We start from the raw sequence: 12,051 nt of genomic DNA on the forward strand, positions 1-12,051 counted from the left end.
TCTGATGTCAAAATCCCCCTTCAAGATCACCAGCTGGAACATCAATTCGATCAGGCTTCGCGCCCCGAATGTGCAGGAATTCCTGAAGCAGGAAGCGCCAGATGTCCTGTGCCTTCAGGAGATCAAATGCCAGACGGCGGAATTCCCGGAAAAGCCGTTCAAGGACATCGGATACAAGCATTTCCAGGTGCTGGGGCAGTCTGGCGGACATCACGGTGTCGCGATTGTTTCGAAACATCCGATCGAGGCGGGAGACGCTCCCCCTCTCTGCCGGGAAGGCCATGCCAGGGTACAATCAGCGAAGATCGAAGGCTTTGAGGTCCACAATATATACCTCCCGGCTGGCGGCGATGAGCCCAATCCTGACACGAATGACAAATTTGCCCACAAGCTCGATTTTCTCGCCTGCATGGCGCGGGACTTCAAAACCCGGACATCGGACCCGTCGCCGCGCATCCTGGTCGGCGATCTCAATGTTGCGCCACATGAGAACGATGTCTGGTCGCACAAGCAGCTTCTCAAGATCGTGTCCCATACGCCGGTGGAGACCGAGGCGCTGGAGAAGGCGCGCAAGGATGGCGGCTTCTTCGATATCGCGCGTGAACGCCATGCCGACGACCAGAAGCTCTATACCTGGTGGTCATACCGGGCGAAGGACTGGGCCGCCTCCAATCGTGGACGGCGACTGGACCATATCTGGGCGAATGATGAGGCGATGGGGCTGGCGGATCTTGATAGCTATTCGATCCATCTTGGCTGGCGCGGCGGCTGGAAGCCGTCCGACCACGCGCCGATCAGCAGTTCGTTCAAGCGCGCCTAATTCGGCTGAAGCCTGTACCCACCGGTTTCGGTCAGGAGCAGACGCGCATTGGATGGGTCCGGCTCGATCTTCTGGCGCAAGCGATAGACATGTGTCTCCAGCGTGTGGGTGGTGACAGCAGCGTTGTAACCCCAGACCTCTGACAAGAGCTCGTCGCGTGGCACTGATTTGCCGCCGGCGCGATAGAGATATTTCAGGATGTTGGTCTCTTTCTCGGTGAGGCGGATCTTGCGGTCATCCTCGCGCACCAGAAGCTTCATGGCGGGGTGGAATTCATAGGGCCCCAGCATGAAAGTGGCATCTTCGCTCTGCTCAAAGCTGCGCAGGTGCGCGCGAACGCGGGCAAGCAGGACCGAGAAGCGGAACGGCTTGGTGACATAGTCATTGGCACCGGATTCGAGGCCGAGAATTGTGTCGGCATCGGTGTCCTGGCCGGTCAGCATGATGATCGGCGCGCGCACGCCGCGCGCCCGCATCTGTTTGCAGGTTTCGCGGCCATCCATGTCCGGCATGTCGATATCGAGCAGGATCAGGTCCAGCCGCTCTTCCCCGGCAAGTTTCAGCGCATCAAGGCCGCCTGAAACCTGCCTTGTTTCAAAGCCATCATGCAGATCAAACTGTTCGGCGAGCGCTTCGCGCAGCTCATCATCATCATCGACCAGGAGGATGGTTTTCTGGCTTATCATTCTGATCTCCACTCAGGCGTGCCGCCCAGATAAGGACGTTGCTAGAAATGGTCACCTGTGTTTGCGATAATCTGTCTATCACAATTTTGGGAGGATGCCCGTGAAAGCCCTCTTCGTTGCAACACCCGACCGGAAGCTGACCGGGCAGGGGTTTCAGTTTGACTGCGCCATCGGCAAGGGCGGCATGGTCCCTGAGGCCGATAAGGCAGAAGGTGATGGCGGCTCGCCGATCGGCAGCTGGACGATGAAACGCGTTTTCTGGCGGCCCGACAGGGTCAAACGGCCTTGGACGCAGCTCCCTGCAGTACCCCTGCGTCCAAATGATGGATGGTGCGATGCGGCGGGCGATCCGATGTATAATCGCCCCGTCACGCGCGACTATCCAGCGAGCCACGAAACCCTATGGCGCGATGACCATGTTTACGATCTAATCGTTGAACTCAGCTATAATCAAAACCCCGCCATTCCGGGCAAGGGCAGCGCGATTTTCATGCATGTGGCAAAGCCGGACTATACTGATACTGAAGGCTGCATCGCCCTCGCCATTGAGGATCTGAAGGCGGTTCTGGAAGTTTCGGGACCGGGAAGTGTCTTGGAAATCGCCGTCTAGCTGTCCCGTTCTCCAAAGAAGGCGCTGCCAACCCGGACATGCGTGGCACCGTATCGGCAGGCGAGTTCGTAATCCGCACTCATCCCCATGGACAGAGCCTTCAGGCCGTTCTCCTGTGCGATTTTCGACAGCAGGGCGAAGTGCGGGCCGGCCGGCTCATCCACGGGCGGAATACACATCAGCCCGAGAAGTTTGCCGGGATAGGTGTCCCGCACCAGCTCTACCAGCGAGGCTGTATCTGCAGGTGATACGCCGGCTTTCTGCTCTTCTTCGCCCGTATTGACCTGGATGAAGAGGTCCGGGAAGCGGCCGAGCTTGTTTGCCGCTTCAGACAGCGTTCGCACTATTTTGGGGCGATCGACTGTTTGAATGACATCGAACAAAGCGACCGCGTCCTCCGACTTGTTGCTCTGAAGCGGGCCGATGAGATGAAGCCTCAGACCATCAATGTCCCGCCGGTGCGCCCAATGCTCCTGGGCTTCCTGAACGCGATTCTCGCCAAAGACGCGGTGGCCGCAATCAAGCGCCGCTTGCAACCGGTCATCTGGCTGACGTTTTGAAACCGCAATCAGCTCAACGTCATGCTCTGCGTTTTCTGAAATCGCAGCGCTAATCTTTTGCCGGTTCTCGGCTATCTGGGCAGTCAGTCCGGTGCTAGTCATGACGCGATGAAGCATGCCGCGCGCCCCGCACGCAAGTTCAGAAATGCCATCCGGCTTGCGAGTGATCATTTGCCGGACTGGCTGCCCGCAGGTTTTTTCCTCACTGATCCCGCACGCATTGCCGACCCTGAGGCGGTCATTGCAGCCCTGCCCGCCGGGATCGGGGTGATCATCAGACATTTTGGACGTTCGGACGAAATAGACCGGTCCAGTGCCGTAGTCGAAAAATGCCGTCTGGATAGCCGCGCCTGCCTTATCGGCGCAGACCCGGATTTAGCCCTTCATCTGGACGCAGACGGTGTGCATTGGCCCGCGCGCCTGGCAAAATCGGCTCGCCAATCAGCCCATCTCTTCGCACTCAACACAATGAGCGCGCACTCACGACTAGAATTAAGGCTCGCATCGGACATCGGAATGGATGCGGCATTGGTCTCGACCGTCTTCGCTTCGGCGAGTCCGAGCGCAACAACGCCGCTTGGTCTGCCGCGTTTTGCGAACATCAGCCGTAACTCCCGCTTGCCGATCTACGCGCTGGGCGGCATTGACCATAGCAATGCAGAACGGGTCAGCCGGTTTGGCGGCTTTGCGTCAGTGTCTGGTTTTCAGGATTTGTTGCCGAGGAACGGCGACTAGAACTTGAAGGCCGAACGAAGCCGGATGCCGGTCTCAATCTCTTCACCCTCGAATTGGGCCAGCGTCTCATCAAAGCTGTTCGATCCAACTGACAGGGTACCACCAACGCTGATGCGAGGTGTGATGCGGAATTCGGCGCCAGCCCGCATCTCTTCGCGCGGAAGCGGCGAGTCATCGGGGCGGGACGTCAGGTCAACGCTCAACTGCCACTTGTCGCCTTTGACCCAGGCGAGCTTCACTTCCTTGCTGGGATGTGACTGCCAGATCGGCGCTTCATCAGATGGGGAGCTTAGCGTGAACTGGCGATACCAGTCCGGCTCTGCCTTTTCCGTCTCTGAGACAGTCGGTGGCGATAGCTCCATTGGCTGCGTCTGCGCCACAGCCGGAAGGGCCGTGCACATCGCGATTGCCGTAAGAGTTGCCACACCAAAGCGCATATTGTCTCCCTGCCGGCTAATTAAGCAGGCGAACCGCTTAATAGAAGCTTAATTTGTCGTTATTTCCAAGAAATCGGACGAAAGTGTGATTTCTACAACAAAACCCGCTCCCGAACGGTTCCCTGCGGCGGTTTCCAGCGTCTCATCCTGATAGGCGAGCGCCAGCCGCAACGAGTCGGTTATGTCGCGGGCCGCTGCGAGGCTGATGGCCTCTGATGACAGGACGGCCAGCTCGTCTTCTGCTTCCCCGTAGTTCAAAGAAATATCGGTTTCGGACCATTCAAATCCGGTGCCAATCTCCCAGGCGGTATAGTCCCCGCCCTGAAAACCATTGTCGGAGGACAGCCACGACCCACCCACGGTGAGCAGCGGAAACTCCAGCTGCGTGCCCACTGACCAGGTTTCAACCGAATCCTTTGGCGCCCCGACCGCTGACCCGACCTCTGCGGTCGACCAGCCGAGCGACGCGTCAATTCGCAGATCCGGCGAGCGCAGCCGGCGCGATAGATTGGCCGCAAATTCAAAAGCGTTTTCGAGATCAGGCTGGCCAAAGCTGCTGCTGACATTGCGGTCCAGGCCCCGCGCGTCTGCATCGGGCGTGTAGGACGCCGCCGCGCGGAGCCCGAGAATTCTTGGCGTCGCATAGCTGATCTTGGCAGACGGGCCGGTCAGGTCATGATTGGTGCGGATGATCTTCAAGCCATTCGGGTCGAGGTAAGGACTATCGAGGCGCGCATGTGTGAGGGCCGATGGTGCGCCCTCGTGAAACCGTGCGGCGACGCCGCGGTCGCGGCCAAGACGTACCTCGCCATAGCCGCCATCCACCTCGATATATGCGGCCTCTAGCGACCCTCGTGCGCCTGTTTCATCGCCGGGCAAGCCTCCTGAAAGCCCGGAATAGGCGCCCGCTGGTCCAGGCGCGCCGCCAAATGCGCCGTCAAAACCCGGTCGCAAGGGATGATCGCGCTGTCCACGCAGGGTCAGGCGGCCGCTGATCTGCGCCCCGTTGGACAGGACTTTTTCAACCCGGTTGTCGAGCGAAAATTCGTAAAGGAGTTCCTCTGTGTCGGTTGCGCGATCAGTATCCTGCCCAGGCGCGATCACAGTCACAGCCTCAAGCGAGGATTTATATTCCAGAGGCGAAGACTGCGCCAGCGCCGGCAGAACAGGCAGCGACGCGCTCACCGCAACAATCATGGAAATCTTGAACAAGGCAAACTCCTGGAGGCAACTCGACAAACGTTACGCAGAACGGCACTGGTCGGGCCGGTCGCAGATGGTATACAGGCCTATAGATAAAGATGATATTGCGCACAGGATTGTGATTATGAAGGCTTCAATTCAGATTATCGCTGCACTCGCTGCTCCCATTATGCTGAGCGGCTGCCTCTTCGGCGGTAGCAGCGATCGCGAGATCAGTGTTGCTGAGGATTTCCAGGGCGGCGTGAACCCGTATCTGTGGCGTGCAAGCCTCGACACCATGAACACCCTGCCGCTCGTGAGCTCCGACCCGGTGGGCGGTGTCATCAATTATGACTGGAAGTCCTATCCGGGCGCTGAAGGCGAGCGCATCAAGGCCACGGTTTACATTCTCGATTCGCGCCTGCGCGCAGACGGCGTGAAAGTCTCCGTCTTCCGCCAGGTCCAGCGCGACGGCGTATGGACCGACGCCCTGGTCGACCCCGACACTGGCATCCAGCTCGAAAACGCGATCCTTACACGCGCACGCGTGCTAAAATCGTCCGAACTCAGCTAAACCAGACAGAACTGAAAAAATCCCAAGGAGGGACGAGTGTCGTCTCGCTATGATCCGCAAGATGCGGAAGCCCGTTGGCGCAAAGCCTGGGCAGATGCCGGACTCTATAAGGCAAAATCCCCGGCTGAGGCGGGCGATGCCCCTAAAGCCTTTGTCCTTGAAATGTTTCCCTATCCCTCCGGTCGCCTGCATATGGGGCATGTTCGCAATTACGCGATGGGCGATGTCGTTGCGCGCCACCGCCGGGCTCATGGCTACAATGTGCTGCACCCGATGGGGTGGGACGCGTTTGGCCTGCCAGCAGAAAACGCCGCCATTGAGAACAATGTTCACCCGGCCAAGTGGACCTACAAGAATATCGACGCCATGCGCGCCCAGTTCGAGAAGCTCGGCCTGACGCTCGACTGGAGCCGCGAATTCGCGACCTGCGATGAAGACTATTATGGCGAGCAGCAGCGTCTTTTCCTGAAACTGTTGAAAGCCGGTCTGGCATATCGCAAGGCCAGCAAGGTCAATTGGGACCCTGTCGACAATACGGTTCTGGCCAATGAACAGGTTATAGACGGCAAGGGCTGGCGCACCGGCGCACCGGTCGAACAGCGCGAATTGACCCAGTGGTTCTTCAAGATCACGCATTACGCCGACGATCTGATCGAAGGCATCAGGACGCTTGATAACTGGCCTGAAAAAGTCCGGATCATGCAGGAGAACTGGATCGGCCGGTCTGAAGGCGCGTCAATTATCTGGCCGTTCGCCGGAGATGTTCCGGCCGATTTCTGCGAAGGCATTGAGGTTTACACGACCCGGCCGGACACGCTTTACGGGGCGAGCTTCATCGCGCTCGCGCCAGATCATCCAATCACCCGCCACTTCGCAGAGTCCAACCCCGCCGTAAAAGCCTTCGCTGAAGAGGCCGCAAAGATTGGCACGTCGGAAGAAGCCATCGAGAAAGCGCCGAAACTTGGCGTGGACTTGGGAATTCGCGTTCAACACCCGTTCAATCCGGATTGGGAGATCCCCGTCTGGGCGGCGAACTTTGTCCTGTCGACTTACGGCACGGGCGCCGTGTTCGGCTCGCCCGCCGGTGATCAGCGCGACCTCGATTTTGCCCGCAAATATGACCTGCCGGTGACGCCTGTCGTCCTGCCGCCCGACACCAAGGCCGAAGATCACGAGATCACCGACACTGCCTATGTTGGTCCCGGCACGATCTACAATTCCGATTTCCTTGACGGAATGGCGACGGACGAAGCGATTTCGGCGGCGATCGAGAAAATTGAAGCGCTTGGCCTCGGCAAAGGCACGGTGAATTATCGTCTTCGCGACTGGGGGGTCTCCCGCCAGCGATATTGGGGCTGTCCGATCCCTATTATCCATTGCGGTAGCTGTGGCCCTGTCGCGGTGCCGGATTCAGACCTGCCGGTAAAACTGCCCGAAGGCGTCAGTTTCGACAAACCGGGCAATCCGCTCGCGCATCATCCGAGCTGGAAGCACACGACCTGCCCTCAATGTGGCAAGGACGCGGTGCGCGAAACCGACACGCTCGACACATTTGTTGATTCTTCGTGGTATTATGCGCGGTTCGCGAGCCCGGACGACCCGGAAGAGCGTGCCTACTGGCTGCCGGTGGACCAATATGTCGGCGGTGTTGAACATGCGGTGCTCCACCTGCTCTATTCGCGCTTCTTCGCACGCGCGCTTCGTGATGTCGGTGAGCTGAACCTGCCATCAGGCGAGCCCTTCGCAGGCCTGTTCACCCAGGGCATGGTCACGCACGAAACCTATAAAGCGCCCGACGGCAAATGGGTCGAGCCCTCGCAGATCGAGCAGCGCGAAGGCGCCTGGGTCGTCAAGACATCTGGCGATCCGGTAACGGTTGGCCAGATCGAGAAGATGTCGAAGTCGAAGAAGAATGTCGTCGATCCAGACGAGATCATCGCGACTTATGGCGCGGACACGGCCCGCTGGTTTGTCCTCTCCGACAGCCCGCCGGAGCGCGATGTCGAATGGACCCAATCGGGTGTTGAGGGCGCAGCCCGCTTCGTTCAGCGCGTCTGGGCCATCTTCGACCGGCTGAAACAAGGCGAGGTATCCGGCGACGCGGTCACCGTCACCCCGCTGATCAAGTATTCGCACCGCACGGCAGCCGCAATCGACAAGGCCATTCAGGAGTTCCGCTTCAATGCGGCGATCGCGGCCTGCCATGACTGGGTCAATACGATCAAGAAAGCCGAAACCGACACAGCGGAAACGGACGCGAACATCCGGGAGAGCGCGCGTCGGCTGGCGATCTGCATCACGCCTTTCATGCCGCATCTGGCAGAGGAGTGCTGGTCAGCCCTTGGCATGGAGGGATTCATCGCGGACGCCGCCTGGCCTGAGTCTGACGCCGCAATCATGGTTGAGGACACTGTCACCCTTCCCATCCAGGTGAATGGCAAGCGCCGCGGCGAGATCGAGGTTCAGAAAACAGCCGATCCGGCCGATATCGAAAAGATGGCCCTGGAGAGTGACGAGGTGAAAGGCTTCATCGACGGCAAGGATATCAAGAAAGTGATTGTTGTTCCTGGTCGGATCGTGAATATCGTAGCAGCATGATACGTTTGATTTGCATCTCTATCGCCCTGAGCGCCGTCACCGCCTGTGGCTTTCGCCCTCTCTATGGAGACGCCGGCTTCAATGGCGTCGTCGAGGGGCAGAACATTACAATTGGAGAAATACCCGGGCGGTCTGGCTACACACTCCGTCGCAACCTCATGCAGGAGCTGTCAATCGGCGTCCCCGGTCTGGACGAGCCGGCTTTTCTGACCGTTACCTTCGACGAAAAACTGACTCGCGCAGCGCTCCTGGCTGATGGCGGCGTGTCGCGTTCATTTTTCGGTGCGACCGGACGCTATGTTCTGGAGACCGAGAGTGGTGCTATTTCTGGCAGCGTGAACGTCGAAGTTCCGTATGCGGCGACAGCGACACCGTACACCGACGTGTCAGCGCAGATTGATGTTTCGACGCGCGCCATGAGAGAGCTGGCTCGTCAGATAGCGGACGATCTGAGAATTCAGGTTCAGAACCTCAAATGATACTGAAGGGCGGCCAGGTTTCGTCCTTTGCGCGCAAGCCCGACAGTCAGACCTGGTGCGTGCTGGTCTTTGGCGATGACGACGGAGTCGTTTCTGACACAGCCGACCAGATCATCGCGGGCTGGGCCAAACGCGCCGGCGACAGCAAGACCGTTACTCTGGATGACGACGACATTCGCCGCGAACCTCATCTGCTTGCGGACAATATCGAAATTGCCTCATTACTGGGTGAACTCAATATTGTTCGTATCCGAACGTCTGGAGAAAAGATCGCGAAGTCGATCCTGGGTCTTGTCGAGGAAGCTGACCAAAGAGGCGAGTCGTTCGCCAACCGGCTTATCATTCAATGCAGCGGACTGAATAAACGCTCCAAACTCCGGTCTGGCATCGAGGCGGCAAACTCCGCCGCAGCCATCCACGTTTTCGCCGATACCGCGCAATCCCTTCAGGACATGGTGAAAGCCCGGCTTGCCGAGTTCGATGTCGAGATCGACACAGACGCCTTACAGGATTTTGTCTCTCTCCTGCCCGGCCATCGCGGACTGGCAAATCAGGAAGCCGACAAGCTCGCCCTCTATGGACGGGGCCTTGGACGACCGGTTTCCTTGAACGATGTTCGCCTGCTCTGCCAGACTGACGCCGACAATAGTGTTCGCGACATGGTTCAGTATGCCCTTGATGGGAACGGCGTATCCTGCCTCGCAGAGTATGACCGGATCTCCGAGATCGGCACCTCGGCCATCAGTATTCTGCGCATCTTTGAGATGGAGGCGCGGCGCCTGCTCGAGGCCAGAGGCCTCCTGGGCACGGGCGGTGATATTGGCCGGAAACTGCGGCCACCCGTCTGGCAGAGTGAGTGGCCTGCCTTTCGCAGCCGGATGGACAAATGGTCGGCGGCCTCTCTCACAAGACTGCTCGCCGCCATCCATGATCTTGAACTGAAAGCAAAAACAGAAGGCCCCGCCGCCGAGGCAGCGATCCGGGTTTTCCTTCTGAATGTGATTAAATCAGCGGCCCAGCGATCTAGGATGACCGCTTCGCCGTAAGGCGGCGGCAAAGGTCGTCCAATTGCTCTAAGTCACTGTATTTAATACGTAATTCACCACCATTGGCTTTGTGGCGGATGTCTACATCCAAGCCAAGCGTCCGGGCAAGATCGGCTTCGAGAGCTTCGGTATCGACATCTTTTTCGTTGGCCGTGACGCGCTTTGCGACCGCTTCAATCGAGCCATCATCCTTGGATGTCTTGACCAGCTTCTCGACCTCACGAACGCTGAGACCTTTATTCACGGCAATCGCCACGACGGCATCAGGGTCCGGTGCCCCGAGGGCGGCCCGCGCATGCCCGGCCGAGATTCGGCCTTCGCGCAAATGGCCACGTGCCGTTTCAGACAGGTTGAGCAGGCGTAGCGTATTGGCGATGTGCGCCCGGCTTTTGCCGACGCTTTCGGCGAGGCCTTCCTGGGTTCGCCCGAACCGCTTCATCAGAGCGCCATAGGCTTCGGCTTCTTCAATCGGGTTCAGATCCGTGCGTTGCACGTTTTCGATGATGCCGATTTCCAGAAGCTCGAGCTCATCCATATTGCGGATGGTGGCTGGAATTTCTGTCAGGCCAGCTTGCTTGGCCGCTCGCCAGCGACGCTCACCCGCCACGATCTGGTATTTGCCCGCGTCTTTTGGATCGGGACGAACAAGGATGGCCTGAAGAATACCCTTGGACTTGATCGATTCGGCAAGTTCGGTGAGCTCCGCTTCGGCGAAGTGCCGGCGGGGCTGCTGCGGATTGGCGCGAATATCACGGATCGCGATCGTCGATGCGCTGGCCTTCGGTGTACGCTCATCGCCGCTATCTTGGAGCTGGCTAACGCCCTCGACCTCACCGATAAGGGCGGACAGCCCACGGCCAAGGCGGCTGGGTTTTGGTTTCGGATCTGCCGCCATTATGCCGCCTGCCTTGCCCGTTCGCGTTGAAGCATTTCCGAAGCGAGACGAATATACGCTTCGCTGCCCGGGCACCGATAATCATAAAGAAGCGCGGGCTTGCCGAAGCTGGGCGCTTCGGAGAGACGAACATTGCGCGGTATGACCGTCTTGTAGACCTTGTTCCCAAGAACCGCCCGCACCTCATCGGCCACCTGGTCGGAGAGATTGTTGCGCTTGTCATACATGGTAAGAACAACGCCCTGGATATCGAGATGAGGGTTGAGACCCGCCCGAACGACTTCAACCGTGCGCAGCAATTGGCTCAGTCCTTCAAGCGCCAGGAACTCACATTGAAGCGGAACAAGCAGCGCATCTGCAGCCGTCATGGCGTTGATTGTGAGCGACGACAGCGACGGTGGACAATCGATCAAAATAAAGTCGTAACGCTTCTCTGGATCGTGCGCGACACGGTCTACATAGCTCCGGATCGCATTGCGCAATCTGTAAGAACGGCGGGTATCGTCGGCCAATTCGGTCTCGACGCCGGAAAGGTTCTCATCACCGGGCACAATTTCCAGTCTGGGGACCAAAGTTGTGCGGACGGCGTCCTCAAGAGGCACGCCATCGACCACAACATCATAGCTGGTCAGGCGGCGGTCGGCGCGCATGATACCAAGCCCGGTTGATGCGTTGCCCTGGGCATCAAAGTCCACAACAAGGACCCGGCGACCGACGGCGGCCAGGGCCGTTCCGAGATTGATGGACGTCGTGGTTTTGCCGACGCCGCCCTTCTGATTGGCGATGGCTAGAATACGCGTAGAGGAGTCAGACACGATGGGCCTCCTTGATCTTCAAAATGACCCCGGTCTGACTGGTCCGACTCGGAATCGCCTCATAAGCGAGAGTCCAGCATTCTTGCGCGTCCGTCAATTCTTCTCGCCAGCGCTCACCCTTGAAAAACAGGCCGGTTGCCCCCCTGGAAAGCCAGGGTTCAGAATAATCGAGAAGCTTGGGCAGGGGCGCGAAGGCCCGCGCTGTAACAAAATCAACAGATTTGGGGGTCAGCGCCTCGACTCGTCTGTTTTCGACATGCGCCGGGAGCTGCAGCTTTGAGACCACATCCATGAGAAAAGCGCACTTCTTGCCAACCGATTCGACCATGCTGACCTGACCACCCGCCTGTTTCGCGTGGCAGGCGAGGATGAGACCCGGAAACCCCGCGCCGGACCCCAGATCAATGATAGAAGCGCCCGGCCCGGTCATCGGAATCAACTGGGCCGAATCCAGGACGTGGCGGAACCAGATATGGTCCATCTCCCGCGGGCCGATGAGGTTAATTTTCTGGCGCCACTCATTAAGCAGTTCCACATAGCGCTCGACGAGCTCCAATGTTTCACGTGAAACATTGAGTTCGTTTAGCGCACTTTTGGCATGGTCTTCCGTCACC

At 58.7% G+C, this 12,051-nt stretch carries 14 protein-coding genes; 7 read left to right on the top strand and 7 right to left on the bottom strand.

Annotated elements, in window-relative coordinates:
- The first annotated feature begins 4 nt into the window (after nucleotides 1–4).
- The gene (locus WNY37_RS01830; protein WP_342971746.1) at nucleotides 5–820 is read left to right on the top strand and encodes an exodeoxyribonuclease III; all 816 of its coding nucleotides are present in this window, start codon (nucleotides 5–7) and stop codon (nucleotides 818–820) included.
- Here WNY37_RS01830 and WNY37_RS01835 read toward each other — a convergent pair.
- Nucleotides 817–1,506, bottom strand: coding sequence for a response regulator transcription factor (locus WNY37_RS01835; RefSeq protein ID WP_342971747.1), 690 nt, complete (start codon nucleotides 1,504–1,506; stop codon nucleotides 817–819). The two genes, WNY37_RS01830 and WNY37_RS01835, sit on opposite strands and share 4 nt — an antisense overlap.
- Before the next feature lie 100 nt (nucleotides 1,507–1,606).
- On the opposite strand from WNY37_RS01835, the gene WNY37_RS01840 reads away from it, so the two are divergent.
- Complete coding sequence (locus WNY37_RS01840) at nucleotides 1,607–2,116, top strand: L,D-transpeptidase family protein (RefSeq protein ID WP_342971748.1); 510 nt, start codon at nucleotides 1,607–1,609, stop codon at nucleotides 2,114–2,116.
- Here the strand turns inward: WNY37_RS01840 and WNY37_RS01845 are convergent.
- Nucleotides 2,113–2,958: a YggS family pyridoxal phosphate-dependent enzyme gene (locus tag WNY37_RS01845; protein ID WP_342971749.1), complete on the bottom strand. Its 846-nt coding sequence runs from the start codon at nucleotides 2,956–2,958 to the stop codon at nucleotides 2,113–2,115. The two genes, WNY37_RS01840 and WNY37_RS01845, sit on opposite strands and share 4 nt — an antisense overlap.
- On the opposite strand from WNY37_RS01845, the gene WNY37_RS01850 reads away from it, so the two are divergent.
- Nucleotides 2,944–3,411, top strand: a complete 468-nt coding sequence (locus WNY37_RS01850) for a thiamine phosphate synthase (protein ID WP_342971750.1) — start codon at nucleotides 2,944–2,946, stop codon at nucleotides 3,409–3,411. The genes WNY37_RS01845 and WNY37_RS01850 overlap by 15 nt on opposite strands.
- Here WNY37_RS01850 and WNY37_RS01855 read toward each other — a convergent pair.
- Together WNY37_RS01855 and WNY37_RS01860 are read right to left on the bottom strand one after the other, a co-directional pair.
- Nucleotides 3,408–3,848, bottom strand: coding sequence for an NtrZ family periplasmic regulatory protein (locus tag WNY37_RS01855; protein ID WP_342971751.1), 441 nt, complete (start codon nucleotides 3,846–3,848; stop codon nucleotides 3,408–3,410). The two genes, WNY37_RS01850 and WNY37_RS01855, sit on opposite strands and share 4 nt — an antisense overlap.
- 48 nt (nucleotides 3,849–3,896) lie before the next feature.
- Entirely contained in the window at nucleotides 3,897–5,060 is a 1,164-nt protein-coding gene (locus WNY37_RS01860) for a porin (protein WP_342971752.1), read from the bottom strand.
- Nucleotides 5,061–5,175: 115 nt separating this feature from the next.
- Here WNY37_RS01860 and WNY37_RS01865 point away from each other — a divergent pair, with 115 nt between their 5' ends.
- From WNY37_RS01865 to holA, 4 genes are read left to right on the top strand one after another with little or no spacing between them, the layout of a single operon-like run.
- Entirely contained in the window at nucleotides 5,176–5,604 is a 429-nt protein-coding gene (locus tag WNY37_RS01865) for a DUF3576 domain-containing protein (protein ID WP_342971753.1), read from the top strand.
- Nucleotides 5,605–5,640: 36 nt separating this feature from the next.
- Nucleotides 5,641–8,202, top strand: coding sequence for a leucine--tRNA ligase (gene leuS, locus WNY37_RS01870; protein WP_342971754.1), 2,562 nt, complete (start codon nucleotides 5,641–5,643; stop codon nucleotides 8,200–8,202).
- Nucleotides 8,199–8,681 (top strand): hypothetical protein, encoded by a 483-nt coding sequence (locus tag WNY37_RS01875; protein ID WP_342971755.1) that lies wholly within the window; start codon nucleotides 8,199–8,201, stop codon nucleotides 8,679–8,681. The genes leuS and WNY37_RS01875 overlap by 4 nt, the downstream gene beginning before the upstream one ends.
- Entirely contained in the window at nucleotides 8,678–9,727 is a 1,050-nt protein-coding gene (holA, locus tag WNY37_RS01880; RefSeq protein WP_342971756.1) for a DNA polymerase III subunit delta, read from the top strand. The genes WNY37_RS01875 and holA overlap by 4 nt, the downstream gene beginning before the upstream one ends.
- On the opposite strand, the gene WNY37_RS01885 is transcribed toward holA, so the two are convergent.
- Genes WNY37_RS01885 through rsmG form a run of 3 tightly spaced genes read right to left on the bottom strand, consistent with a single transcriptional unit; the run spans nucleotide 9,705 to nucleotide 12,050 of the window.
- Nucleotides 9,705–10,622: a ParB/RepB/Spo0J family partition protein gene (locus tag WNY37_RS01885; protein WP_342971757.1), complete on the bottom strand. Its 918-nt coding sequence runs from the start codon at nucleotides 10,620–10,622 to the stop codon at nucleotides 9,705–9,707. The two genes, holA and WNY37_RS01885, sit on opposite strands and share 23 nt — an antisense overlap.
- On the bottom strand, nucleotides 10,622–11,437 hold the full coding sequence (locus WNY37_RS01890) for a ParA family protein (RefSeq protein WP_342971758.1): 816 nt from the start codon (nucleotides 11,435–11,437) through the stop codon (nucleotides 10,622–10,624). The genes WNY37_RS01885 and WNY37_RS01890 overlap by 1 nt, the downstream gene beginning before the upstream one ends.
- Nucleotides 11,430–12,050 carry a 16S rRNA (guanine(527)-N(7))-methyltransferase RsmG gene (gene rsmG / locus WNY37_RS01895; protein ID WP_342971759.1) on the bottom strand — a complete coding sequence of 207 codons (621 nt, stop codon included), beginning with the start codon at nucleotides 12,048–12,050 and terminating at the stop codon, nucleotides 11,430–11,432. The genes WNY37_RS01890 and rsmG overlap by 8 nt, the downstream gene beginning before the upstream one ends.
- Nucleotide 12,051: the final 1 nt, after the last annotated feature.

It is taken from the genome of Henriciella sp. AS95, from assembly GCF_038900055.1.
Lineage (GTDB): Bacteria > Pseudomonadota > Alphaproteobacteria > Caulobacterales > Hyphomonadaceae > Henriciella.